Origin of the sequence: Streptomyces pactum (genome assembly GCF_016031615.1) — a bacterium.
GTDB lineage: Bacteria > Actinomycetota > Actinomycetes > Streptomycetales > Streptomycetaceae > Streptomyces > Streptomyces pactus.
In genome coordinates, this window is record NZ_JACYXC010000001.1 from 4,363,454 (window position 1) to 4,388,686 (window position 25,233).

Annotated in this window: 17 protein-coding genes and 2 pseudogenes; 8 read left to right on the top strand and 11 right to left on the bottom strand. The window is 77.0% G+C overall.

From position 1 onward, the window contains the following. Positions 1 to 279: 279 nt before the first annotated feature. Together IHE55_RS33170 and IHE55_RS17280 are read left to right on the top strand one after the other, a co-directional pair. Positions 280 to 588 (top strand): annotated as a pseudogene (locus IHE55_RS33170) (helix-turn-helix domain-containing protein); the annotation flags it as partial. Between the two features lie 375 nt (positions 589 to 963). Continuing rightward, positions 964 to 2,886, top strand: coding sequence for an ATP-binding protein (locus tag IHE55_RS17280; RefSeq protein ID WP_372442791.1), 1,923 nt, complete (start codon positions 964 to 966; stop codon positions 2,884 to 2,886). A gap of 92 nt (positions 2,887 to 2,978) precedes the next feature. Here IHE55_RS17280 and IHE55_RS17285 read toward each other — a convergent pair whose 3' ends face one another. The 6 genes from IHE55_RS17285 to IHE55_RS17310 all read right to left on the bottom strand — a co-directional run bounded on the left by IHE55_RS17285 (position 2,979) and on the right by IHE55_RS17310 (position 8,898). Beyond that, a complete protein-coding gene (locus IHE55_RS17285; RefSeq protein WP_197989847.1) occupies positions 2,979 to 3,410 on the bottom strand; it encodes a PPOX class F420-dependent oxidoreductase in 432 nt (143 codons plus the stop codon). A 407-nt stretch (positions 3,411 to 3,817) separates the two neighbouring features. After that, on the bottom strand, positions 3,818 to 4,228 hold the full coding sequence (locus tag IHE55_RS17290; RefSeq protein ID WP_197989848.1) for a VOC family protein: 411 nt from the start codon (positions 4,226 to 4,228) through the stop codon (positions 3,818 to 3,820). Between the two features lie 48 nt (positions 4,229 to 4,276). Then, positions 4,277 to 4,687: a helix-turn-helix domain-containing protein gene (locus IHE55_RS17295; protein WP_197989849.1), complete on the bottom strand. Its 411-nt coding sequence runs from the start codon at positions 4,685 to 4,687 to the stop codon at positions 4,277 to 4,279. Positions 4,688 to 5,003: 316 nt separating this feature from the next. Further along, positions 5,004 to 6,668, bottom strand: a complete 1,665-nt coding sequence (locus tag IHE55_RS17300) for a transporter (RefSeq protein WP_197989850.1) — start codon at positions 6,666 to 6,668, stop codon at positions 5,004 to 5,006. 113 nt (positions 6,669 to 6,781) lie between these two features. Beyond that, entirely contained in the window at positions 6,782 to 7,594 is an 813-nt protein-coding gene (locus tag IHE55_RS17305; protein WP_197989851.1) for an ABC transporter ATP-binding protein, read from the bottom strand. 644 nt (positions 7,595 to 8,238) lie between these two features. Next, entirely contained in the window at positions 8,239 to 8,898 is a 660-nt protein-coding gene (locus tag IHE55_RS17310) for a bifunctional DNA primase/polymerase (RefSeq protein WP_197989852.1), read from the bottom strand. Positions 8,899 to 9,272: 374 nt separating this feature from the next. Between IHE55_RS17310 and IHE55_RS17315 the strand changes: the two genes are divergently transcribed. Both IHE55_RS17315 and IHE55_RS17320 read left to right on the top strand, forming a co-directional pair. Continuing rightward, positions 9,273 to 10,661: an NsdA family TPR-like regulatory protein gene (locus IHE55_RS17315; RefSeq protein ID WP_197989853.1), complete on the top strand. Its 1,389-nt coding sequence runs from the start codon at positions 9,273 to 9,275 to the stop codon at positions 10,659 to 10,661. An 800-nt stretch (positions 10,662 to 11,461) separates the two neighbouring features. Beyond that, positions 11,462 to 13,498: a hypothetical protein gene (locus IHE55_RS17320; protein WP_307826703.1), complete on the top strand. Its 2,037-nt coding sequence runs from the start codon at positions 11,462 to 11,464 to the stop codon at positions 13,496 to 13,498. 255 nt (positions 13,499 to 13,753) lie between these two features. Here the strand turns inward: IHE55_RS17320 and IHE55_RS17325 are convergent, their stop codons facing one another. Continuing rightward, complete coding sequence (locus IHE55_RS17325) at positions 13,754 to 15,205, bottom strand: ABC transporter substrate-binding protein (RefSeq protein WP_197989854.1); 1,452 nt, start codon at positions 15,203 to 15,205, stop codon at positions 13,754 to 13,756. 116 nt (positions 15,206 to 15,321) lie between these two features. On the opposite strand from IHE55_RS17325, the gene IHE55_RS17330 reads away from it, so the two are divergent. Both IHE55_RS17330 and purU read left to right on the top strand, forming a co-directional pair. Next, positions 15,322 to 15,822, top strand: coding sequence for an SCO4402 family protein (locus IHE55_RS17330; RefSeq protein WP_197989855.1), 501 nt, complete (start codon positions 15,322 to 15,324; stop codon positions 15,820 to 15,822). A gap of 32 nt (positions 15,823 to 15,854) precedes the next feature. Next, positions 15,855 to 16,727, top strand: coding sequence for a formyltetrahydrofolate deformylase (gene purU / locus IHE55_RS17335; protein WP_197989856.1), 873 nt, complete (start codon positions 15,855 to 15,857; stop codon positions 16,725 to 16,727). 177 nt (positions 16,728 to 16,904) lie between these two features. On the opposite strand, the gene IHE55_RS17340 is transcribed toward purU, so the two are convergent. Next, a complete protein-coding gene (locus IHE55_RS17340) occupies positions 16,905 to 18,239 on the bottom strand; it encodes a zf-HC2 domain-containing protein (RefSeq protein ID WP_197992067.1) in 1,335 nt (444 codons plus the stop codon). Positions 18,240 to 19,051: 812 nt separating this feature from the next. Continuing rightward, positions 19,052 to 19,634 (bottom strand): annotated as a pseudogene (locus tag IHE55_RS17345) (sigma-70 family RNA polymerase sigma factor). Positions 19,635 to 20,041: 407 nt separating this feature from the next. Here IHE55_RS17345 and IHE55_RS17350 point away from each other — a divergent pair. Further along, positions 20,042 to 20,404 carry an STAS domain-containing protein gene (locus IHE55_RS17350; RefSeq protein WP_197989857.1) on the top strand — a complete coding sequence of 121 codons (363 nt, stop codon included), beginning with the start codon at positions 20,042 to 20,044 and terminating at the stop codon, positions 20,402 to 20,404. A gap of 332 nt (positions 20,405 to 20,736) precedes the next feature. Here IHE55_RS17350 and IHE55_RS17355 read toward each other — a convergent pair whose 3' ends face one another. Together IHE55_RS17355 and IHE55_RS17360 are read right to left on the bottom strand one after the other, a co-directional pair. Further along, a complete protein-coding gene (locus IHE55_RS17355; protein WP_307826704.1) occupies positions 20,737 to 21,954 on the bottom strand; it encodes a sensor histidine kinase in 1,218 nt (405 codons plus the stop codon). Between the two features lie 401 nt (positions 21,955 to 22,355). Continuing rightward, positions 22,356 to 23,021 carry a response regulator gene (locus IHE55_RS17360; protein ID WP_197989859.1) on the bottom strand — a complete coding sequence of 222 codons (666 nt, stop codon included), beginning with the start codon at positions 23,019 to 23,021 and terminating at the stop codon, positions 22,356 to 22,358. Positions 23,022 to 24,480: 1,459 nt separating this feature from the next. Between IHE55_RS17360 and IHE55_RS17365 the strand changes: the two genes are divergently transcribed. After that, on the top strand, positions 24,481 to 25,182 hold the full coding sequence (locus IHE55_RS17365; RefSeq protein ID WP_197989860.1) for a hypothetical protein: 702 nt from the start codon (positions 24,481 to 24,483) through the stop codon (positions 25,180 to 25,182). Positions 25,183 to 25,233: the final 51 nt, after the last annotated feature.

The following is a 25,233-nucleotide window of genomic DNA, read 5'->3' on the forward strand; positions in this document are numbered from 1 at the left end:
ACGGCTACCACCCACAGGGGTACGGCACGCGGGCGTGCGGCGTGCGGCGTACAGGGCGCGGCGCACCCCGGGCGACGACGGGCGCCGGCCCGGCGGAGTACCGGGTGGCGGCGGACCGTCGACCGCGGGCACCGGCGCGGCGGAATACCGCGTGGCGGCGAGGCCCGGCGGGGGTACCGGCCCCGCCGCCACACGGTCGAGGTGGGTGGGGACGTGCCACCGGACCGACCGACGGCCGCGTACGCGCCGGCCCGGGGACACACCGGGGCCGTGTGGCTGATGGACCCACACCGACCCTTCTCCCACCCGGAGTTCAGTGCACCACCCCCAGGGGAGACGGGACCAGGCTGTTCCACCGGCAGAAATGGCATCCGCCATACTTCTGCCGGGGCCCGCGCCGGGGACGGGCCCGCTGAGCAGGGGCATCGGCTTGTGAGTACGGGTACACCCGGCACCGGGGACTTCGGGCGGCAGTTGCGCGAGCTGCGCACGCGTGCCGGACTCAGCCAGGAGGCGCTCTCCCACCGGTCGGGGGTGAGCGTCCGCGCGCTGGCGGACCTGGAACGCGGCCGGGCCCGTGGCCCGCAGCGCCGTACGGTCGGCGCGCTGGCCGAGGCGCTGGGACTGGACGAACGGGCCGCGGAACGGCTGGAGCGGGCGCCGCCGCGGGCCGCCCCCGCCCCCGGACGGCCGCCGGACCGGCGGCGGACGCCCCCGACGCCCCCCACACCCTCGCCCTGCCGCGGGACATCCAGGACTTCACCGCCCGCGGCCCGGCCCTCGCCCGGCTGCTGGAGCTGGCCGGCGCCGCCGCCGACGCACGGGAAGCCGGGGCCGCCGCAAACCCCGCGGAGGCCGGCGCCGCCGCCGACGCCGGGGGAGGCCGGAGGGACCGGGGAGGCCGGGGCGGACGCGGAAGCCGGGGAGGGCCGGGCCGCCGGGGGCGCCGGTCCCGGTTGGCCGGTGGTCGCGGTGGTGGCCGGCCAGCCGGGCCTGGGCAAGACCGCGTTCGCGGTGCATGCCGCACATCTCCTCGCCCCGCGCTTCCCGGACGGCCAGTTCGCCCTCGACCTGCACGGCATGGACCCCGAACCGGCCACCCCGCGGGACGCGCTCGGCCGCCTGCTGCGCGCGGCCGGGGTGACGGACGCCGCCATTCCGGCCGGCACCGACGACCGGGCCGGCCTGTGGCGGTCGGTGGTCCGCGACCGGCGCGTCCTGCTGCTGCTGGACAACGCGATCGACGAGGACCAGGTCCGGCCGCTGCTGCCGGGCGGCGGCCGCTCGCTGACCGTCGTCACCAGCCGGCACGCCCTGGCCGGCCTGGAGTCGGTGCACCGGGTCGACCTGGCGCTGTTCCGGCGCGAGGAGGCGGTGGAACTGCTGACCCGCATCATCGGCGCCGACCGGGTCCGGTCGGAGGCGCAGGCCGCCCGCGACCTCGCCGACCTGTGCGGGCACCTGCCGCTGGCGGTACGGATCGCCGGCCAGCGGCTGCTCGGCCGCCCGCACGAGCGCCTGGCCAAGCTGGTGGCCCGGCTCGCCGAGGAGAGCCGGCGGCTGGACGGGCTCCAGGCCGGCGGGCTGCGGGTCCGGCCCGCCTTCGCCCTGTCGTACCGGCAACTGCGGCCGGAGGCGCAAAGGTTCCTGCGCCGCGCCTCGCTCGCGGCCGGCCCCGACTTCAGCCCCGGGACCGGCGCGCTGCTGGCGGACCTGTCGCACGACGAGGCGGCCGCCTGCGCGGAGGAGCTGACCGACGCCGGGCTGCTGCAGAGCGACCCCGCCACCGAGCACTACCGCTTCCACGACCTGCTCCGGCTCTTCGCCGCCGAGCGGCTGGCCGAGGAGGACACCCCCGAGGCCCGGGACGCCGCGCTGGACCGGACCGCCCGGTGGATGCTGCGCCGGGCCACCGCCGCCGCGCTCCGCTTCGACGTGGACCACCACCGGGACGCCCCGCACGGCGACCCCGACCCGGCGACCGCACCGGCCGACCGGGAGGAGGCCCGGGCCTGGCTGGAGGGGGAACGCGCCCAGTGGCTGGCCGCGCTGCGCCGGGCCCACGAGACCGGCCACCACCGGATGGTGGCGGACACGGCGGAGGCCATGCACTGGTTCTCCGACCTCAACCAGCACTGGGAGCTGTGGGTGGAGGTGTTCCGGCGCTCCGCCGACGCGGCCCGCGCGCTGGGCAGCCGGCGGGAGGAGGCGGTCCACCTCAACTACCTGGCGTGGGCCCACAACATGTGCGTCCACGACCCCCAGGCGGCACTCGCCTCCGCGGACGCCGCCCTGGAGGCGGCCCGGGAGACCCGGGACCTGCTCCAGACCGGCTGGGCACTGGGGTACGGGGCCGGCGCCCTGCAGCGCCTGGGCCGGGCCGCCGAGGCGCTGGAGCGGTGCCGGGAGGCCGCCCGCTGCCTGGCCGCCCACGACTCCCCGCAGGCCCGGCTGGGTGAGCTGACGGTCCTCAACTCCCTCGGCGGCCAGCTGCGGCAGGCCGGCCGGGCGGCCGAGGCGCTGGAGATCCACCGCCGCAGCGAGGCCATCTGCGCGGCCGGGATCGCCGGGCAGTCCGACGAACTGATCGGGTTGTACCGGGCGGTCGCCCGGCACCACGTCGGCAACGACCTGGCGGCACTGGGCCGCTGGGCGGAGGCCGAACCGCCGCTGCGGCAGGCGCTGGTGCACTTCGAGGCCGCGCAGATGCCGGCCTGGAGCGAACCGGTCCGGCTCGACCTGGGGCTGGTACTCAGCGCGATGGACCACCCGGAGGCCCGGGAGACGCTGCTCGCGGCCCGGGACGGGCTGATCGCGCTGCGGAGCCCGCGCCAGGGCGAGGCCGCCACCGCGCTCGGCGCGCTGGACCGGGCCACCCGGCGATGAAGGGGCCGGCCGCCGCGCGGTGCACGGACCGGTCCGCCGGGCGGTGAACGCGCCGGGTCACCGGGCGGTCGAGGAGCGGGTGCGGGGCCGGGTCAGCGGACGCGCTCACCGTAGACGTGATCGACCGTCATCGTCATCAGCACCCGGCGCTCGGCGACCATCACCGCGCGGTACTCGTCCCAGTCCGGGTGCTCCCCGGCGGCCTTGCGGTAGTACTCCACCAGCGCCTCGACCTCGGGGCCGTGCGGGTCGGTGCCCGGCCCGGTGAGGGTCGCCACGCCCTCCACGGTGGCCCACGACCAGCCGTCCGCGCTGGTCACCTGGAGGGTGGCCCGGGGATCCCGGCGCAGGTTCGCCGTCTTGGCCCGGCCCTCGGTCATCGAGACGTGGACGACGCCCGCCTCCCGGTCGTAGAACGGCAGGACGGGGGAGAGCTGCGGGCGGCCGTCGGACTTGATCGTGGCCAGGACGGCGATCCGGCTCTCGGCGAGGAGCGCGTGCGGGTCGTACGCGGTGGTGGTCATGCCGGGACAAGCCGCCGGCCGCACGGGGATATTCCCGGCCGGCCGAGCGAACACACGTATGGGTGAACGGCGTTCGTCCGACGCGGCCCCGGATCACCGCACCCGCCCGGGCCCGGCCTCGCCACCGGGCCGCACCCCCGTACCCCCGTCCCCCGGCCTTCCGTACCCCGTCCCGGGCCCGGCCGCACGACCCGGCCGTGCCGGCGTACCCCGGCCGCCGTCCCGGGCCGGACCGCCCGTCGCACCCCGGCCGTACCGGCTCCGCCGCACTCCGGCCGCACCCGGCCGGCTTCGCCGCGCCCGGTCCCGCTCCGCGGCGCCTGTCGCCGGTCCACCGCGGCGTATCCCGGACGTGGCCCGCCGGGGAACGCCCGGCCGCCGGTGCGCGGTCCGGCGTACCGCTCCGGTCAGAACTTCGGCTGGGTGAACCGGATGCGGTTGCCGAAGGGGTCGCGCAGCCCGCAGTCGGTCCCGTACGGGCGCTCGGTGGGCTCCTCGGTGAACTCCACCCCCTGGGCCAGCAGCTTCTCGTACGTCCCGCGGCAGTCGTCCGTGGTGAGGATGAGCCAGCCGCCCATCGCGCCCTTGGTGACCAGGTCGCGCACCTGCTGGGCGGTCTCCTCGGAGGTGGCCGGCGGGCCGGGCTTCTCCAGCAGGATCTGGCGCTCCGGGTGTCCGGGGACGCAGACCGCCAGCCACCGCATCGGGCCCAGGTCGATGTCGGCGGCGACCTCCAGCCCCAGCTTGCCGACGTAGAAGTCGAGGGCCTGGTCCTGGTCGAGTACGTAGATCTGCGAGTGCGTGATGGCGTTGAACATGGGGGCAACGCTAGTGCGAACGGCCGGCCGAAACTTATCCGAAACTGCTCAGTCGCCCGCGGCCGGTGCGTCGGCGGGCCGGGTCCAGGCCATGGCGAAGCAGGTCGGCACGGTGAGGGACGCCGTCTCCTTGCGGTACGCCCGCGGCGACCGGCCGACGATGTCCCGGAAGGTCCGGCTGAACGTGCCCGGGCTGCCGAAGCCGACGGCGAAGGAGATCTCCGTGACGCTGCGGTCGGTCTCCCGCAGCAGGGCCATCGCCCGTTCCACCCGGCGGCGCTGGAGGTAGCGGTGCGGGGTCTCGCCGAAGGTGGCCCGGAAGGTCCGCGCGAAATGGGCCGGCGAGACATGGGCGATCCGGGCCAGGGCGGGGACGTCCAGCGGTTCCGCGTAGCCGCGGTCCATGGCGTCCCGGGCCCGGAGCATCCGGCGGTTGGACTCCTCGGTGGCGCGGTTCACGGCCCCATCCCATCACACGCCCACCCCACGGCCCCGTCCCCCACGGACCCGTCCCGACGCCCGTCCCCACGGGCCCGTCCCCCCACGGCCCGGTACGGGCGGCGCGGGTGCGGGCGCCGGGCCTCGGGCCCGTGGGGGAGGGCCCGTTCCCGGGGGCGACGACGCGGCCCCGTGGGCGACGTCGCGGCCCCGCGCCCGGGCCCCGCGGACGGCGACCGGGGCGCGCACCCCGGCGGGCCGGGCCGCCCCGCGGCCCACGGCCGTCGCCGGGGCCGGGCCGGGGCGAGCCCCCGCCCCGGCCCGGCCCCGGGGGCGGTTACTTGCTCACCGCGGCCAGGATCTCCGGCAGCCGGTCCGCCACCCGCGGGGCGGCCCAGCGCAGGGCGGCGACGGACAGGCCCAGTCCCCAGGCCGCGCCGACCGGGAGCACCAGCCACAGCAGACCGTCGGCGCCGGAGCGGTGCAGCCAGATGGTGAGGGCCGCCACCGGGGCGCACAGCAGCGCGCCCACCACCATGCCGCCGAAGATGCTCAGCGTGGCCATGCCGGCCTGACTGGGGTGGACGTTCTTGAAGCCGCTGTCCTGCGGGATGGTGTACGGGTGGGTGACGGACGACACCGCCCCGGTGGCCAGCAGTGCGCCGAGCAGGGCGAACGACAGGCCCAGGGCCTCCGCCGCCTGGGGCCAGGCGTCGAGCAGGGCGGCGGAGAGCAGCACCACGGACGTCACGAACGGCACCCCGACCACGGCCACCGTCAGCGCCCGGCCGCGCAGCTCCAGCCGGGCGTCGCGCGCGGTCCCGATGGTCTGGGCGACCATCCAGAACGCCGAGGTGTCCTGGCCGAACTGGTTGTACATCTGCATGCCGAGCATCGCGGACGCCCAGCAGGCGGCGTAGATGCTGCCGCCGCCCTGGACGGACGTCACCACCGGCACCAGCAGCCCGACGCCGAGCGCGGTGGCCCAGCCCGCCTTGGTCTTGGGGTCGCGCCAGGCGTAGCGGAAACCGCGGAGCATCACCGTCCCGGTGCGTCCGGCGGGGAGGAAGCGGGCCAGTGCGCCCGACCCGGCCCGGCCCGCACGTTCGCCGCCGCCGGGCGCGGCGGCCTGGAGGGTGGAGGAGTCCGGCGCGGTCATCAGCCGGGTGAGGCTGCGGTGCCACCACCACAGCAGCAGGACCAGCGCGGCGGCGGTCAGCGCCAGCTGGCCCAGCGCCCGGCCCGGTTCCCCGTCGGCGAACCCGGCCACGGCGTCCACCGCGGTGGCCGGCGGCACCCAGCGCAGCACCTCTGCCGCCGGTTCCAGGGCGGAGAGCCCGCCCTCCCCGGACAGCTTCTGCATCCCGATGTTCACCAGCTGGAGGCCGATGGCGATGACCAGGCCGCTGAGCAGGGCCAGGTCGCGCCCCCGGCGGCTGGTGAGCAGCCGTACGTTGGCGGTCGCCACGGCACGGGCCAGCGCCACGCACACCAGCGGCACGAGGAGGACGGCGACCGCCCCGGCCGCCGCCGCGGCACCGCCGTGGGCCACCGCGAGGACCGATCCGACGGCCAGGATCAGCGTGAACAGCGGGCCGATGCCGACCAGTGAGGAGACCAGCAGCGAGGCCATCAGCGGGCCCGGCCGCAGCGGCAGCATCACCAGCCGGGTCGGGTCCAGCGTCTCGTCACCGCTGGAGAAGAAGAGCGGCATCACCGCCCAGCCCATGGCGAGCACCGCGGCCAGCGTGGTCACCAGCGCGGCGGCGTGCTCGTGGCCGCGCAGCGCCAGCAGGCCGAGCAACTGCAGCGCGGCGAAGGCCACCGCCAGCACCATCGAGGTGATGTACGCGGCGCGGCGGCCGGCGGTCTGCCGCAGCCCGTTGCGGAGCAGGGTCAGCTTCAGCCGGACGAAGAGCGGGAGCAGCACCGCCACCGGTGCGCCGGCCGCGGGGTGCGAGGGTGCCGCCGTGCCGCCGGCGGGCTTTACGGGCGTGGTCACCCCGGCGGGCGGTACGGGTGTGGTGTTGCCGGCGGGTGGGGCGGGCGGCGTGCTGCCGGCGGGCTCCGCCGGGGCCGCGTCGCCGGTGGGACGGTCGGGCGGGGTGGAGGTGGTCATCGGGCGCCGCCACCCAGCCAGTCCAGGTCGTGGCCCGGGCCGCGGTCACCCGCGCCGACCAGCTCCAGGAAGGCGGCCTGCAGGGTGGGTGCCTCGCCCCGCACCTCGGCGAGCGTCCCCTGGGCGCGGATGCGGCCGCCGGCCATCACCGCGACCCAGTCGCACAACGACTCGACCAGCTCCATGACGTGGCTGGAGAAGACGACGGTGGCCCCGGAGCCGGTGTACCGCTCCAGCACCTTCCGGATGGTCTGCGCGGAGACCGGGTCCACGCCCTCGAACGGCTCGTCCAGGAAGAGGACTTCGGGGTTGTGCAGCAGCGCCGCCGCCAGGCCGATCTTCTTCCGCATACCGGTCGAGTAGTCCACCACCAGCTTGTGCTGGGAGCCCGCCAGGTCGAGCACCTCCAGCAACTGGGTGGCCCGCTTGTCCACCTCGTCACCGGGCAGCCCCCGCAGCCGCCCGGTGTACTCCAGCAACTCCCGCCCGGACAGCCGCTCGAACAGGCGCAGCCCCTCGGGCAGCACGCCGATCCGTGCCTTCACCGCCAGCGGATCCCGCCAGACGTCGTGCCCGGCTATCTCGACCGTTCCGGTGTCGGGCCGGAGCAGGCCCGTGACCATCGACAGGGTGGTCGTCTTGCCGGCGCCGTTGGGCCCGACCAGGCCGATGAAGCGGCCCGCGGGGAGTTCGAGGTCGATGCCGGCGACGGCCACCTGCTCCCCGTAACGCTTCCACAGTCCGGAGATCCGGACGGCGGGTCCGTGGCCCGCGAGGGTCTGTTCGCTGTGTTGTGGCTCCCGTGTCACCAGTGGTGCCTTTCGACGTGCTCGCGGGGGTCGGTCGCACCCCCGTCAGGCCACCCTACGGGTGAAGCGGGGCCCCGTTCCGTAACGGAAAGGCCACCGGTGACCCGGGAGACGGTGTCCCGGGCCCCCGCCCGGCAGCCCCGCCCGGCCCTCGCCGGTGCGATGCCCGGTCGGCCGTGGACGGCCGCGTCGGCGGTGCCCGGTCGGCGTCATGTGGCCGGCCCCCGGCGGACCGGCTCCGCGGGCCCCGGAGTTGGCCGGTCCCGCCCCGTTCACCCGCCCCCCGGTGGCGGCCGGGCGGCCGGGTCGGGAGCGGGGACGCGCGTCCCGGGTGCGGAGATGGACGCGCCCGGCCCGTAGGGGGACGTGCGGTCCGGCCACGGGGATGGACGCGCCCGGAGCCGGCCGGGCCCGCTGCCGTGCCGCCGCGACGGGTTGGTACCTGACGGGTCGGTACGCGTACGCCTGCGCGCGGAGCGCGTGCACCGGCGCACCGGGGCGCGCCGTGCGCCCGGCGGCGGGGCAACCCACCGTGGCGGCCCGCCGAATGGGCGTCGGGGCGTCCGCCACGGGCCTCCCGGCCGGGCGACAGCGGGCCGGGCGCCCCGGCGACCGGGCCGGACCCCGCCGGGTGTCCGGCCCGGTCAGCGCCCGCAGGCGTAGGCGAGCGCGCCCACCAGCTCCTCGGCCTCCGGCAGCCAGCGGTTGCTGGCGGTGGGCTTGCGCACCCACTGCACCGCGCCGTGCGACCCGACCCGGGTCGGCGGTCCCAGCACGTAGTCGCCCTCGCCGTGCCCGACGAGGTCCGGCGCGACCGGCGCCCAGCCCAGCCGCCGGACCAGCTCGGGGAGCCGGGGCGCGGCTCCGGGCAGCACGAAGAAGTGGACCCGCCGGTCGGGGGTCCAGGTGACGGGGCCGAGCCCGACCTCCAGCCGTTCCATCCGCGCCAGGGCGAGGAAGCCCGCGCTCTCCGGCACGTCCAGGGTGTCGAAGGTACGGCCGGTGGGGAGCAGGACCGAGGCGTACGGGTCGCCCTCCCACAGCCGGCGGGCCACCACCGCGCTGCCCGTCGCCTGCGCCTGCCAGTCCTCGGTGGCGGGGTGGGCGCCGGGCGCGGGGCACCGGGCGGCACCGCACGAGCAGGAATCCGCCCCGGGCCCGGCCACCAGCCGGGTGCCCGGCACCACGTCCCAGTGGCACTCCTGGGCGTAACGGACCGCGGCGTCGGCCGGCCGCTCGCCGCGCGGTACCGGAATCCCTCGGGCTCCGCTGACGTCCCGGGTCTCTTCGACGGTCTCTTCCACGCCCGGCTCAACTCCACCGCCGCAACGGGGTTACGGGAAACGTCACGGCACGGTGGGGAGCACCGTCGGGCCACGGGGAGCACCTCATGCCCCATGGGGCGCATAGGTGCACGGCCGGGGGCGCGTAGGGGACTTCACGGCGGCCGGCGGGTAGCCACCACCCGTGATGGGGGGTTGTAGCTCCGCCGACCGCGCTGCGCGCCCTGGGCGGCCTCGGCCATCCCGGACCTCACCGCCGTGCGGGCGGTCGTGCGGGCACGGGCACGTTGCGGGTGAATACGGGCATCATTGCGCATTCACCGTATTTCCGCTGGGCAGTGATCACCAGGGACGGCGTTCATCCTGAACGCACAGCAGTCACAGGGGGTAGACCCATGGCCGCTAGGCCGCTTGTGGCGCGGCAGCCGAACGAGAGGCTGCAGGCGCTCATTCAGGAAGCCGGCTGCTCCAACGCCGGACTGGCACGCCGCGTCAACATGTGCGGGGCCGAGCACGGCCTCGATCTGCGTTACGACAAGACGTCGGTGGCCCGCTGGCTCCGTGGCCAGCAGCCCAGGGGCCGTGCGCCGGGCATCATCGCCGAGGCGCTGGGCCGGAAGCTGGGCCGTACGGTCACCATCGACGAGATCGGCATGGCCAACGGCAAGAACCTCGCCTCGGGCGTGGGCATGCAGTTCTCGCCCACCGTGGTCGGCGCCATCGAGCAGGTCTGCGAGCTGTGGCGGAGCGACGTGGGCCGCCGCGACTTCCTCGGCGGCACCACGGTGGCCGCCTCGGCACTCGTCGAACCCAGCCGCGACTGGCTGATCAGCGGGCCGGACACCCAGGTGGCGCGGTCGGCCGGGGCCCGGGTGGGCCGGTCCGATGTGGCGGCGGTGCGCGCCACCACCGAGGCCATCGTGGAGCTGGACCACCGGTACGGCAGCGGGCACGTCCGCCCGGTCGTCGTCCACTATCTGAACAGCGTGGTCTCCGGCCTGCTGGCCGGCTCCTACCGGGAGTCGGTGGGCCGGGAACTCTTCGCCGAGGTGGCCCGGTTGACCGAACTCGCCGGCTACATGGCGGTGGACACCGGACAGCCGGGGCTGGCCCAGCGCTACTACATCCAGGCGCTGCGGCTCGCGCAGGCCGCCGGGGACCGGGCGTACGGCGGTTACGTCCTGGCCGCCGGGATGAGCCACCTCGCCGCCCAGCTGGGCAATCCGCGCGAGATCGCGCAGCTCGCCAGGGCCGCCCAGGAGGGTGCCCGGGGGCACGTTCCGCCGCGTGCGGAGGCCATGTTCCACGCCGCCGAGGCGCGCGGGCACGCGCTGATGGGCGACGCGCGGGCGGCCGAGTCGGCGTCCGGCCGGGCCCAGGACGCGCTGGAGCGGGCGGAGGCGCAGGAGGGGGCGGGGGACGACCCGCGGTGGATCGCCCACTTCGACCGGGCCTACCTCGCCGACGAACTGGCCCACTGCCACCGCGACCTGGGCCAGGGCGGACCGGCCCGGCGCCGGGCCGAGGAGGCCCTGGCCGGGCTGGCGGAGGGGCGGGTACGGCGGCGTGCCATCGCCACGCTGCTGCTGGCCACGGCCCAGGTGCAGCAGCGCGAGGTGGAGCAGGCGTGCCACACCGGCACCCGCGCGGTGGAACTCCTGGGCCGGCTGCGGTCGGAACGGGGCGCGGAGTACCTGGACGACTTCCGGCAGCGGCTGGAGCCCTACCGCGACGAGCCGGCGGTACGGGAGTTCGGCGAGCGGGTGGAGGTCTACGCTGCGTGACACCGCGCGGGCGGCACGGCTCCGCCGCCCGCCGCCGGCCGCCCGTCGTCGACCACCCTCCGCCGACCGCCCGCCGCATCGTGTCGCCGGGCGCCCGGCCCGCGTGGTCGGCCGTCCGGCACGTGCCGCCCGTCGGCCGGCCCTTGCCGCGCGTCCCGCCGCCGCGACCAGACGGCGCCGGTGCGGGTGCCGGACCGCCGCCCGGCCGGCCGGCGGTGGACGGGCGGATGACGCGCCCACCGGTTCCCCGCACGGGGAGGGGCGACGGACGGACCCGGACCCCTGCACGGGCGAGGTGACGGACGGACCGGCCCCCCTGCGTGGAAGAGGTCACCGCCGACCGGGCCGGCCGCGTGGCGCGCGGAACCGGTCCGCGGGGGCCTGGGACGGGCAGGGGCGTGCCGGCGAGCGGGACGGGCGGGGGGCCGCGGGACCGGCCGGACGGTGACCGCCCCCGGCCGGGCGGCGACCGGAGATGGCCGGAGGCGACCGGAGGCGGCCGGGGGCGGATGCGCGGCGACCGGGCGGCGGTTGCGCGCCGCTGGGGGAGCGGGCCGCGCGGCGGCCGGTGTGACGGATGACGCGCGTCACGTCCGGCGGGCCGTACCGGGCGGAGACTCGACCGCTGGTGGAGCGGGGTGCACGGAAGATAGGGGACAGCGCGGAGGAAGGGCGTACAACCCTGACATAGGGCGGCCCGCGCGGGGCCCCGGGGCCCCCGCCGGAGCGGTGCGGCGCGCGCCGACCCGGTAGCGTGACCCGACGATTCCGTAAGTTCCGCAACAGCCATAGGAGTCCCGGTGACGCAGAGCGGACAGGGAAATGAGCCGCAGTCTCCTGCGGTCCCGCCCGCGCACGAGGGCGTCGTGCTGCCCGCTCACGGCGGCCAGTGGGTCCCCGAACAGCAGCAGGCGGCTCCGGCCGGGGGCCAGCCGTGGGGTCAGCCGTGGGGCCCGCAGGACGGGAAGCCGCAGTCGCCGGGGTCCCACCCCGGCCCGCAGCACCCCGCACCGGGACAACTGCCGCCGGAGCAGCCGTACGGACACCAGCCGCAGGGACAGCCGTACGGCGGCCACCCGCAGGGACAGCCCTACGGCGGGCACCCGCAAGGACAGCCCTACGGCGCCCACCCGCAGGGACAGCCCTACGGCGGGCACCCGCAAGGACAGCCCTACGGCGCCCACCCGCAGGGACAGCCGTACGGCGACCCGTCGCAGGGCCTGCCCCACGGCGGGCAGGTGCCGCCCGCCGCGTACCCGGGCCAGGGGCCGTACGCACCGCAGCCGCCGGCCGGCCTGCAGCCGGGTGCCGCGCCGCAGCCCGGCCCGTACGGGCAGCCGCCGGCCCAGCCGTACGGGCAGCCCGGCCCGGCGGGTGCCGGACCGCTGCCCCAGCCGGGTCCGGGAGGCCCGTTCGGGCAGCCGGGCCCGCAGCCGCCGCACGTCCTGCCGCAGCCGCCGCAGGGCACCGGCCCGGGCGCACCGGCCGCCGCCGAGCAGACCCGGGTGCTGCGGCCGATCACCGCGGACACCCCCGCGCCCGCTCCGTCCCCGGCGCCCGGCCCGGACTCCGAGGCCACCCAGCTGATACCCCCGACGGCGATCCCCGCCGCCCCGGGGGACTCCGACGCCACCCAGGTGATGCCGCCGATCACCGGCGGGTCGCTGCCGCTGCCGCCGGAGGGCGCGCCCGCGCCCCGGTCCGGCGGGCACGCCGCCCCGCGGCCCGGCACGGCGCCGCTGCCGGCGGAGAGCGGGCCCGGCACCGGCCGGCGCCGCCGCACCGGGCCGCCCGCGGAGTCGCCCGCCGAGTCCACCACCCAGCTGCGGCGGATCACCCCGCCGGCCGCCTCGCCGGCCGCGGGCGGGCCGAACGCCGCGGAGGAGACCCAGGTGCTGCCGGGCCCGGTCCCGGCGCACGACGGGCCGGGCGGTGCGCCGGGCCAGGGGGCGCAGCAGCCGCCGCGGCCCGGGGCCGCCCCGTACGCCATCCGGCCCGGACGGCCCGAGGACCGGACGCCGCCCGCCGAGTTCGACGGCCTGTTCCGGGCCGACGGACCGGCCGGACCGGCCGGTGCCGACCAGCCCGCCGAGTCCACCCAGCAGCTCCCGCTCTACGACGACGCCGCCCAGCCGCCCGCCGGAGGGGGGTACGGCCCCGGCGGCTACGACCAGGGCGGTGACGGCGGTGGTGGCCGGCGCCGCAAGCCCGCCTTGCTGGTCGGCATCGTCGTCGCGGGCTGCGCCATCGCCGGTCTCGCGGCCGGCGCGGCGATCAGCGCCGGTGGTGACGGGGACGACAAGAAGAAGGACGACGCCAAGAGCGCGCCGCCGTCCGCCGCCACCACCACCGAGCCGCCGGAGCCGACGCCGACCGTGGACCCGGTCGAGGAGCAGGCCAAGGCGCTGGACGCGCTGCTCGCGGACAGCAACGACAGCCGGGCCACGGTGATCACCTCGGTCGGCAACATCAAGCAGTGCAAGGACCTCACCACCGCGGCCAAGGACCTGCGCGCCGCCGCCGGGCAGCGCACCGGGCTGGTGACCCGGCTCAGTGAGATCAAGGTGGACAAGCTGCCCAACCACACCGCGCTGACCGATGCGCTCAACAAGGCGTGGAACGCCTCGGCGTCGGCGGACAACCACTACGCGGCCTGGGCCGACCAGGTCAAGGGCAAGCGGGGCTGTCACAAGGGCAAGGCGCGGACCACCCGTGAGGTGGGGCTGGCCGAGCGGGCCAGCGGCGAGGCCACCAAGGCGAAGGAGCAGGCCGCCAAGTTGTGGAACTCCATCGCCGTGAAGTACGGCCTGACCCAGCGTCAGGCCGGGCAGCTCTGAGGGACGCCGCGGAGGCGGACCGGCCGCCGCCGGAACGGGGCGGCGGCCGGAGGACCGGGCGCGGGATCGCGGCCCGGAGGTGGCCTGAGGGGACGGTCCGCCGCCGGGCCGGCGGCAGGCTGCACGGCGCCGTTCCGCCGGGCTGAACGACCGCCGGCCCGGCGGTCCGCCGGCCCGCGCCGGGACCACCGGGGGCGCCGGGAGCGGGTGCCGGTCGGGTGGCGGGCGCGATCAGGTCGTGGGTGGTGGCGGCGGTCAGGTGCGCCGGGAGTAGTCGGCCAGGGTGTCGCCGACGTCCACGAAGCCCTCGCGGACGGCCACCAGCCGCCCGTTCCTGACCACCTGATAGGTGACGTTGGCGTTGACGATCCGCGGGTACCGGTCGATCGCCAGCTTGTCGTTGAACCCCCAGCGCAGCGGCGGGGTCAGGCCGCCGGTGTCCACCGCGTGCCCGCGGTTGAGCTGGCGGCGCACCGACGCGCCGTCGATGTCGTCCTCGTCGAGCGAGAGCAGCACCGACCGGAGCACCGTGTAGGCGATCCAGGTGGTCTGCGCCCCTGGGTCGGCCGGGTCGATGCGGTCGTCCTGGAACGCGTACCGGTTGATGACCCGGTTCATCTCGTTCCACCGGGGATCGTCGGCGGCCGGGTACCACCCGGTGGCGTACGCGCCCTCCAGCGGGCTGTTCCGGCCGCCGGCGCTGTCCACCAGGGACTGCCGGACGCTGCCGAGCACCGAGGCGATCCGCACCGTGGCACCGCCCTTCTGGAGGCGGCGGAAGGAGTCGAAGAAGGTGTTGGTGCGCCTGCCCAGGGCCGCGGTGACGCAGGACGACCGCGAGCCGCGCGGGGCGTCCGCGATGTCGGGCGCGTCCGTGTCCGTGGTGCCGGTGGCGCCGGGCCCGTCGGCGGTCGCGGTGGTGGCGGTGGTGGTGGCGCCCGTGGGGCCGGTGGAGGTCCGGGTGGTGCCCCGGTCCTGCTCCGCCGCGGTGTCCCCACCGGAGTCCCCACCGGCGCCGACGCCGTCCAGCGCGCGCCGTGCGTGCCGGGTGTAGTCGGAGGCGTCCTCGGGGGCCCGGATGTCGGTGGCCGGCGGGCGCCGGCCGGCCGCCAGGCCCGCGTCGAGCAGGTCGGGCAGCTCGTCCCCGGCGATGGTGTCCGGACGGACCAGGGAGACGCGGTCGCAGACGGCCGCGAGCTGCCGCCCGTTGCCGGCCAGCAGCGTCGCCAGTCCTCCGTTGACCGGGTACGAGACGGGGCTGGTGAACTCCTCCTGGGAGAGCCCGTAGCCGCCGATGTAGGGGATGCCGGACACCTTCAGCGGGGCCATGAAGGAGCGGGCGTGCTGGCTGTAGGAGCCGACCACGGCGACGGCTCCCTCCGCCACCGCGCGTTCGGCGCAGCGGCCGGCCTGTACGCTGTCGTTCCGCTCGTTGCAGGTGATCACCTTCAGTTCGCGGCCGTGGATGCCGCCGGTGTCGTTGACCCACCGGGCGTACGCCTGGGCCATGGCAGGCATGTCTGACATGTCGGTCGCGCTGGAGCCTTCGGGGGCCCACGTCATCACGACGATGGGACCGTCCCCGGAGCCCCGCGAGGTCCCGGGCAGCGCCCCGCAGCCGGTGGCCAGCGACGCGCTGACCACCGTGCACAGGGCCGCGGCGGTGGCGCGGCGTGAGGAGGGGAGGAGTCGTCGCCTTCCGGTCATACCGCGGAGCGTGGCGTTCCCCCCGGAATGCACGCGAGCCGAAGGAGCAACGAAAGGTGTCCTCGCCGTGAATTGCGGGGGTTGAAGATCGCCCAGGTGTGAAGAACGTACGATCGGTGACCGTGCAAGGTTCGGAGAACACTTCCCGTCGCGCCCGCCGCTCGACCACCATGGGCGCCATGCCGCTCAAAGACATGCCGTGGTGGCGCTGGCGCAGCAATGTCCGCTCGGCGCTGCACATGCTCTCCGACCCGGTCTTCCAGCAGGAGTGCTGGCTGGCCGGCCAGGACGGATACGGTGACGTCACCGACGCCGTGTACCGGCTGGTCGAGGACACCTGGCTGGACAACTGGTCCGCCGAGAAGTACATCGGCACGATCTTCCGGGACGCCCAGGAGACCGCGCTGGTGGACGTCGCGGTGCTCCGGGTGCTGCGGATCATGCACCAGGTGGGCGCGGACGCGCCGGTCTCCGCCTACCTGGAGCACCCCGCCTGGCCGGAAGCTGTCCTGGCGGCCCGGGACGCCCATGTGCAGCTGGCGGTCAACGACGGCGAGGACCCCGACCGGCCGCCGCACCCGCTGCACGTTCTTGCCATGATGACGCGCCGGGCCTGAAGCCGGCGGGCGGTGTGCCACGCTATGGGGTCATGAGCGAGCCGCGATCTGCCGTCCCCGACCAGTACATCCTCACCCTGTCCTGCCCCGACAAGCAGGGCATCGTGCACGCCGTGTCGAGCTTCCTGTTCATGACCGGCTGCAACATCGAGGACAGTCGGCAGTACGGCGACCGCGACACCGGTCTGTTCTTCATGCGGGTGCACTTCCGCGCGGAGTCCCCGGTGTCGCTGGAGAGCCTCCGGGCCAGCTTCGCGGCGGTGGGCGAGTCCTTCCGGATGGACTGGGAGATCAACCGCGCCGACCAGCGGATGCGGGTGGTGCTGATGGTCTCGAAGTTCGGGCACTGCCTGAACGACCTGCTCTTCCGCACCCGGATCGGGGCGCTGCCGATCGAGATCGCCGCGGTGGTCTCCAACCACGAGGACTTCCGGGAGCTGGTCGGCTCCTACGGGGTGCCGTTCCACCACCTGCCGGTCACCAAGGACACCAAGGCGGAGGCGGAGGCCCGGCTGCTGGAGCTGGTGCGCGCCGAGAACGTGGAGCTGGTGGTGCTCGCCCGCTACATGCAGGTGCTCTCGGACACCCTGTGCCGGGAGCTGTCCGGGCGCATCATCAACATCCACCACTCCTTCCTGCCGAGCTTCAAGGGCGCCAAGCCGTACCACCAGGCGCACGCCCGGGGGGTGAAGCTGATCGGTGCCACCGCGCACTACGTGACCGCCGAGCTGGACGAGGGGCCGATCATCGAGCAGGAGGTGGAGCGGGTGGGCCACGAGCTCACCCCCGACCAGCTGGTCGCGGTGGGGCGGGACGTGGAGTGCCAGGCGCTGGCCCGCGCGGTGAAGTGGCACAGCGAGCGGCGGGTGCTGCTCGACGGCACCCGCACGGTCGTCTTCGCGTAGCCCGGCGCCGGACGCTTGGGCGGCGCACGGCGGGGCGCCGCAGGCCGGGGCGATGCCGCCGGCGGTGGGACACGGTGCCGGCCCCGGTGCCGGCGGGACGGCCCGCGCCTCGCCGGTGGCGGTGGGACGGGCCGGCTGCCGCCGGCGGTCACCCGGCCGGGGCGGCCCGGCGGCGGGTCACAGCCGGGACATCGCGGCGGTGGCGAAGAGCACGTCCCGGATCGCCTGGCGGTCGCCGGCCTGCCCGGCCGCGGCGTCCTGGGGCGGCACGTGCCCGGCCGCCAGCTGGTAGAAGGTCTCGCGGTCCAGGGTGATGTGCGCGACCTGGCCCTCGGGGCCGGCGGAGGCCCCGGGCGAGTCCAGCGCGATGAACCACTCGCCGCCGCCGTCGTCCTCCACCTCCAGCCGGAGCGACCGGCCCGGTGCCCCGGCGGCCACCAGGCGCCGCGGCGGGCCCGCGCGGCCCGAGCGGCGGCGTTCGGCGAGCACCTCCGGCAGCCGGCGCGCGTACAGGTTCACCATCTGGTGGAAGTGGGCCGGCTGCGGCAGCTCGTACGGGTAGTTCACCGCGTCCGCGATGTCCCCGGCGTGCACCCAGCAGCCGAAGGCGCGGTCGACGAAGGAGTCGGGCAGCGAGAGCCGGAGGTCCCCGAAGGGCACGGTGAGGGTCTCGGCCCGGCGGCCGGCGAAGGACGCGGCGCGCACCAGCGCGTGCACCTGGGCCCGCCACGGTTCCCGGACGTCACCGGGCTGCCGGCCGCCGCCCCGGTAGGGTCCGCGGGCCGTGCCCGCCCCGAACGGACCCGCGCCGCCGCCGGTGAACCTGCCCGGCACGGCGGTGAACAGGTCCGAGTCGTGCACCGGGTCCGGCGGCGCGTCCGGGTCCAGGGGCTCCACCGGGTGGCGCCGCCACACCGCCTCGGTGCGCGCCACCGGGCCGGCCGGCGCGTCCGCGCCGAGCGGGTCCGGCAGCCCGAGGGCCGCGGCGAGGATGCCGTCCACCGCCAGCAGGTGACCGAGCACCCCGGCGACCGTGGTGTCCCGGCCGGCCGCCCGCTCCCCGTCGAACCACTTCAGCCGGACCGGGGCCCGCCACTCCGCGGATCCCATGTCCCGCAGCAGCGCGTCCAGCCGGGCCGCCTCGGCGTCGTACGCGGTGGCCCACTCCGGCACCGGGATGCGGGCCGGCCGCCGCACCAGGCACCCCGCCAGCACGCTGGTGCGCAGCCGGGGGTCGAGGTCCAGGCTGTCCTCCGGCTGGAGCAGGCTCACCGCGTCACGCAGCCGGAGCGCCTCCTCGGCGCACGGCACGCAGTCGTTGAGGTGGTCCTCGACGGCGGCGGTCTCCTCGGCGGAGCAGGCGGCCAGCGCCCACGCGCCCAGCAGCGACTTCAGCACCCGGTGCGACCGCGGTTCCCCGGCGGACGGCGCGGACCCGGCCGGGCCGCGGGTGCGCGGCACGGCGGACGGCGCCTGCCGGGACGGGCCGCCCGCCTCCGGGTCACCCGCCACCGGCCCGGCCCGGTCGGCGTCCGGGGCGTGGCCGGTGCCGGCCCCGCGGCCGCTCGCGGAGGCGTCGGTGCCGCGGTCCGCCGGGCCGCTGCCGGGCCGGGCGGGGTCCGCGGTGGTGTCGGAGCCGGTGGTGCCGGTGGGGCCGGTGGTGCCGGTGGGGCCGGTGGTGCCGGTGGGGCTGGTGGTGCTGGTGGTGCCGGTGGTGTCCGAGCCGGGGTCGGTGGGGCCGGTGGTGTCGGAGCCGCGGCCGGTGCTGCCGGAGCCGGTCTCGGTGGCGTGCGCGGTCCCGTCGCCGGTGCGGTCCGCTCCGGGACCGGCCGGGTCCGTCTGGCGCGGCGGATCCGTACCGGGCCCGGCCGGCCGGGCGTGCTGTCCGGTGCGGGCCGGGCCGTCGCCGGGGCCGCCGTCCGTGGGGGTACGGCGACGGATCCCGCCGGGCCAGTGCGCGGCGTCCTCGGCGGCCGGGCGCGGCAGCGGTATGCGGGGCCGTGCCGGGGAGCCGGACCGCCGGCCGTCGCCGGGGGTGCCGCCGCCGGTTCCCGGGGTGCCGTCCCCGCGCCCGGGACGGCCGGCGCCGTCCGGCCGCCCGGCGCCGTGGCCGCCCGCGTCCGGCCCGCCGCCGTTCCCGGGGGTGTTCTCCTCCCGGCCGTCCGGGCGGCCGGCCCGGTCGTCGTGGCCGCGCGCCCCGCCGGGGAACTCCTCGCCGGGGCCGCCGTCACCGCCGGGGGAGCGCGGGCGGCCCTCGTGCGACAGGCCGTCGTGGCCGCCGTCACCGGCGGTCCCGTCGTGACGCTCCGGTCCGTTCGCGCCGGTCACGGCGTCCGTCCGGGACCGGGCGGCGCCGCGGACGGCGCCGTGCGGCCGTTCGCCGTGGCGAGCAGCTGGAGACCGAGGCGCAGCCGGCGTCGGGCCTCGTCCTCGGTGACCCCGAGCGCGGCGGCGGCCTGGCGGTAGTCCCGGCGGTGGAAGTAGGCCAGCTCCAGCGCGGCGCGCAGCGGCGGGGGCATCGAGGTCACGATGTAGTCGGCCCGGGCGGCGGCGGAGGCGTCGCGCACCCTGGCCTCGACCTGCCGCGCGGAGGCGGTGCAGCCCGGCGGCGCCGAGGGCGGTCGCGGTCTCCCGGAGCCGGTTGAGGGCGTGGCGGTGGGTGAGGTCGGCGATCCAGGAGCGGAAGGGGCCGCGCCGGGGATCGTAGGTGTCGGGACGCTCCCAGATGTGCGTGAAGACCTCAAGGGTGACGCGGACGGCGGCGTCCTCCTCGTCCAGGACCCGGTACGCGAGGTGGTGGACGAGCGAGGCGAAGCGGTCGTACAGCTCCCCGAGCGCGGCGGCCTCCCCGCGCGCCAGCCGCTGTTGCATCCTGCGGTCCCAGCGGGGTGGTGCGTCGTGCGTCATGCGGCCCCCCATCGGTGGTGTCGGCGGCCCCGAAACCGGTCGTCCCCGAGCGCGTGCGGTGTGCGGCCACTATGCCGCCACTTGCCTCGAATGTAGTGCGAATCACCGACGGGACACGCCCGTTCCGGGCAATCCGCCCCCGCCGGGCGGCCACGGATGGTATGGGGCCGGGAACCGGTGGTGCTGACGTTCCGCCGAAACGGTACGGCGCCGGCGCGCTCCGGAACATAGGGTCGGTACCGGCGGCTGACGCCTGGCGGCGGGGCGGTGCCCCGGTGGGATGACGCGACGCCGGGAGCCGGCCGGCGGGCAGCGGGTGGACCCGGACGTTTCGTGACGGAGCGCCGGGGCAGGCGCACCCGGGAGGAGTCTGTTCCGGTTGGCGGGCGAGCGAAGGGCATCGCGGCGTGACGTTGAAGGTGACGGAGGCGGTACAGGGGGAGTGGGCGGTGCTCCGGGTGTCCGGCGAGATGGACCTGGTGACCTCCCCCGCCGTACGCCAGCGGGTCCATGACGCGGTCGCCGACGGCCGCCACGCGGTGGTGATGGACCTGTCGGAGGTCCGGTTCTGCGACTCCAGCGGGGTGGGCGTGCTGATCGCCGCGCGCCGGTTGATGCGCTCCTGCTCGGGCGAACTGCGGCTGATCCTGCCGACCGAGGGCGCGCCGGACGGCTCCCACGTGAACCGGGTGCTCGCCGCGCTCGGTGTCCGAAGACTCTTCGAGGTGTATCCGGACGTACCCGCCGCCACCGGGGCGGCCGCCGCGTAGAGCCGTGCCGGTGGCGGCGTTCGCCGTGCCGGGGCCCTACGCGGCGAGCCGGCCCCCTCCGGCCCCCCGTACGGGTTATGCCCTCCGGTCCCCCCGTAGGGGGCCGTGTCCTCCGAGCCCTCGTACGGGACGCGTCCTTCGGTACCCCGTGCGGGTCGTGTCCACCAGCACCCCGTAGGGGGCGTGCCCTCCGGTCCGGTCCGCCCGCCGGGTTCCCCGCGGGCCGCTCCCACGGTCCTGCCACCGTCCCCGGGGTCCGGTCCCACCGCCGCTCGGTCCCCCTCGCCGTCCGGCCGCATGGGCGCCCGGTCCACCCCCGTGCGGGGGCCGCGTCACGCCGGATCGCCGGCCGCGCACATCCCGCCGGGGAGTCCGCCGAACGGCACGGTGCCCGGCCGGCCGGTGTGGTCCGGGGCGGGGGAGCCGGGCCGCCGGTCCGGTGCCGGGCGGCACCCGCCGGCCCCGGTCGCCGAGGGGCGGTGCCCGGGGAACGCGGCCCGGACCAGGAAGCCGCCGTCCTCGGTCGGGTGCGCGGTGAAGGTGCCGCCGAGCGACTGGGCGCGCTCCCGCAGCCCGATCAGGCCGTGGCCGCCGCCGGGCAGCCCGGGGGCCGGGGCGGCGGCGTCCGGCGGTCCGTTGCGGATCTCGACCAGCAACCCGTCGTCCCCCGGCCGCGGTGCGCCGACCCGGACCTCCACCCGTGCCCCCGGCGCGTGCTTGCGCACATTGGTCAGTGCCTCCTGCACGGTCCGGTAGGCGGCCCGCTCCACCGCCTCCGGACGCCCCTCCGGCCCGGGTGCGCCGGGCGTGGGGTCCGCGCGGTAGGTGACGTCCAGCGCGCTCTCCGCGATGAGCCGGGGCAGGTCGGCGAGGCGCGGCTGCGGGGTGAGGTCCGGCGTGTCGCCGACCGCCTTCCGCAGGATGCCGACCATGTGGCGGAGCTCGTCGAGGGTGCGGACGGACAGCTCCCGGATGGTCCGGGCGGCCTCCCTCGCCCGCGGATCGTCGGTGCTGATCTGCACCGCTCCGGCCTGCAGGCTGATCAGGCTGACCTGGTGGGCCACCACGTCGTGCATCTCCCGGGCGAGCCGCGCGCGTTCGGTGCCCACCACCTGGTCGGCGAGGAGCTGGTCCGCGCGGGCGCGGCTGCGGACCAGGTCGTCCACCCGGTCGGCCAGTTCGCGGCGGGTGCGGGTCAGCAGGCCGAGCGCGATGGGCACCACGGCGGTCACACAGGAGTCGATCAGGGTGAGGGTGTTCTCGCGGTAGGCGGTGGGTTCCAGGTCCGACACCGGCCAGGGCACGAAGTGCCCGGCGGCGAGCAGCGGCGCGCACAGGGCGAGCAGCCGCGGGCCGGCGCCGCGTACCGCCACCGTGTACAGCGCGATCATCGGGGCGAACCAGACGTACCCGATGAGGATGCCCGGCAGGGTGGCGAGGAAGACCGCGAGCGGGAAGCGGCGGCGGAACGGCAGGACGCCCGCGGCGAGCAGCGAGACGTCCAGCGCCGGCCCGGGGGAGACCCCGTTGACCAGCAGTGCGTCGGCCACCCCGAGGAGGACGGGGACCGCCAGCGGTGCCGCGTGACGCGTCCACCACCGGCCGCCGCCGTGCCCGTGCCCGTGCTCGCCGTGGGGCCCGTTCCCGGCGTCGGGTCCGTGCCCGTGCTCGCCGTGGGGCCCGTTCCCGGCGCCGTGCCCGTGGTCGTGCTCTCCGTCGGGTCCGTGCCCGGTGCCGGGTCCGCTGCCGTTCCCGGGTGCGGTACGGGTCTCCCGCCCGGGCACGGGCCGGGGCGCGGTCCCGGGTGCGGTACCGGTGTCGCCGGCGTCCGTGGCCGTGGTCCCGCCCGTGGCCCCTTCCGCGGGCCCGCCCGCGGAAGCCGGCCCGTGGTGGTCGCCCCCAGGGCCGGTGTCGGGGCCGTGCGGGGCCGTGGCGTCGTTCCGGTACGGGTTCATGCCGCCCCGCCCGGTGGTCCGCCCGCGACCAGTCCGGCCCGGTCCGCGACGATCGCGGCCTGGACGCGGTTGAGCCCGCCGAGCTTGGCCAGCACCGCCCGGACGTGGTCCTTCACGGTGCTGGGGGCAAGCCCCATCCGGTCGGCGATCCGCGGGTTGGCCAGCCCCTCCCCGAGCAGTGCCAGCACCTCGCGCTCCCGGGGGGTGAGGGCGCGGACCGCGTCGGTGGCGGTGGCCTCCGCCTCGGCGGCGAGGAAGCCGCCGATGACGGTCCGGGTGACGCCGGGGTCGAGCACGCTGCCGCCCTGGGCGAGGGTGCGGACCGCACGCACCAGCTGTTCCGGGTCGGTGTCCTTGAGCAGGAAGCCGGCCGCGCCCTCCCGCAGCGCCGCCGCCAGGTACTCCTGCGCGTCGAAGGTGGTGAGCATGGCCACCGCCGGCGGGTGCGGACGGTCGCGCAGCCGGCGCAGCACGGTCAGTCCGTCCACCTCCGGCATCCGGATGTCCAGCAGCACCACGTCGGCGCCGCCGGCCGTCACCCGCTCCACCGCCTCCGCACCGGTGCAGTCGGCGACGACCTCGATGTCCGGCGCCGTCCCGAGGATCAGCCGCAGGCCGGACCGGACGAGCCGCTCGTCGTCCACCACCGCTACACGGATCACCAGACGCTCCCTCTTCCTTCCGCGTTGTCCCGGTGGACGCCGTACGTCCCCCGAAACGTTCCAAGAGTGCCCCACGGGTGGCGGGGAAGTGGAGCCCCGGGCTCCGTCGGGTGGTGGTCGGACCCCCGCCGACCGGCGGGGGTCGATCCCCGACCAGCGACGGATTCCGTACCCGGCGGGGGTCCGGAAGAGTGGTCGTCATGCCGCACCACCTCGCGGGAGCCACCTCGGCCCCCGCCCGCTCCACCCCGTGCCACCGTGCTCACCGGCGTTCGTCGGCGTCCCGGGCCGCCACGGGCGTCGCCACGGGGCGGACCGTGGAGTGCGGTGCAGGGCCACAGGCCGCCGCGTCCCCCACACGCGGCGGCCTGCCGGTCGTCCACCGGCCCGTCCCCGCGTTCCCGGACACCGCGCCGCACGCGCCGTACTCACCGCACGCGTCGCGCTGGCCGTTCGCCCCGTCGGGCGCGCGGCACGTCCCGTACGCGTCGCGGGCACCCCGTATCCCGGATGTACCCCGGGCGACGCGGACCCGGTCGGCGTCGCAGCCGCCGCGGGCGCGGCTCACCGGGACCGTCGCCCGTGCCATCGTGCCGCGGCGGTCGTCGCGTCCCGGGGCCGCCGGCCGCCGGGCGGTGCCGTGCGCCGTCCCGGACCGCCGCGCGGTCCCGGGTCACTGACCAGGGCGGCGGGGAAGGGGGCGGCGGTGCGAGGGGCCGGGGGACACCCGCACCGGGGCCGGGCCTCTCGCGGGGCGGGGCCACGCCCTTCGGTGGGCGGACCCTGCCGCGGGGCGGGACGGACACCCGCCGCATGAGACCAGCAGCCGGCCGGCCCTTGGCGGGGGGAAGGGCCGACCGGCTGCCGGAAGATGTCGCGGCGCGGCGGTGGAGGTGACCCGCCGCGTCGCGGCTCGGCCGTTCCGCCCGTGCCCACCGGCGCCGTCCTTCCGGCGTCCGTCCGCACCTCGCCACCGTCTTGTGCCCCGGCGCCCTTCCCACCCTCGGCGCCCTCCCCACCCTCGGCGTCCTTCCGCACCTCGGCGTACTCGGCGTCCTTCCGCGCCTCGGCGCTCTCCCGTATCCGGCGTCCTTCCGTACCCCCGGTGGTTGTGCCTCTTCATCTCGGCCGGGCTCGTACCCCGGCGGTGGGCGGCGGCCCGCGGTTGAGCGGTCACCGGCGGCTGTCCGGTGCCCGCGCCGTGAGCCGGCCCACCGGCCGGCCGTTCCGCTCCCCGGCCGCGCCGTGCCGGGCGGTCGACGGAGTGGCGGACGGTGCACGGGCCGGGTTGACGGGCCGTCGGACGCCGGAGGACGCTGGTGGTTCCGGCCGGCCGATCCCGAGGGGTACCGCTGTGCGTGCGTATGACGAACGGGAGACGGAGCGGCGGCCGGAACGGTCCCGGCGACCGGCCGAGGAGGCCGTGGAGGGCCGGTCCGCGGGGGCGCCGGTGAGGAGCGTGACCGGACTCCAGCGCACCGCGGGGAACGCGGCAGTGACCCGGCTGCTGGCGGCCGGGCACGGGCTGCTCGCCGGGCGGCGCACGGCCGGCGCGGTCCCGCGGGCCGTCGTCCAGCGGGCACCCCTGCGCGGGCAGGACGTGCGGCGGAACGCCCGGCGCCAGGCGGCGAACGACTCCCCGTACTCGGGGCGCCCGCGCTCGAACCGGTTGCAGGAGCAGCAGGGCTACGACCCGGCCGGCGCCCGGCCGCCGCAGCTGCCGAGCCGGGGACCGAATGGCGAACGGCTGTGGGACGGTACCAGGACGAGCATCGGGTTCACCGACGAGACCGTGCAGGGGGTGCTGGCCGCCACGCCCAGCCGGCAGGCGAACGGACGCACCGAGTACGCGTGTGCGAAGTGCGGGACCCACATCCCGCGGAAGCGGGACCGCGTCCCCGCGACGGACGGCGACCGCTACGTCACCATCGACCACGTCATGGGGATCATCGCCTATGTGCGCACCAACGCCGAGCCGGTGACCTGGGAGGTCCACGATCGGCAGGTCTCCGCCATCACCCAGGAGGAGGCGCGGAGATGCGCCAACGACGCGGAGAACCTGCGGGTGCTGTGCGCCCAGCCGTGCAACGGCGGGACCCGAGCCGCCCGGAGCGAGAGCCGTATGGTCGACACCGACCGAGCGGTGTGGTGGGGCGGCTGACCCGCCCCAGGCACCGCCCCGCGCCGCCGGTACCTGCCGCCGGCGCCGCCC

Excerpts from the sequence above, each read along its gene's own strand:
- IHE55_RS17315 (WP_197989853.1), top strand. The coding sequence starts at position 9,273 with ATGGCCGCTAGGCCGCTTGTGGCGCGGCAGCCGAACGAGAGGCTGCAG.
- IHE55_RS17290 (WP_197989848.1), bottom strand. The coding sequence starts at position 4,228 with ATGTTCAACGCCATCACGCACTCGCAGATCTACGTACTCGACCAGGAC.
- purU (WP_197989856.1), top strand. The coding sequence starts at position 15,855 with ATGAGCGAGCCGCGATCTGCCGTCCCCGACCAGTACATCCTCACCCTG.
- IHE55_RS17325 (WP_197989854.1), bottom strand. The coding sequence starts at position 15,205 with ATGACCGGAAGGCGACGACTCCTCCCCTCCTCACGCCGCGCCACCGCC.
- IHE55_RS17285 (WP_197989847.1), bottom strand. The coding sequence starts at position 3,410 with ATGACCACCACCGCGTACGACCCGCACGCGCTCCTCGCCGAGAGCCGG.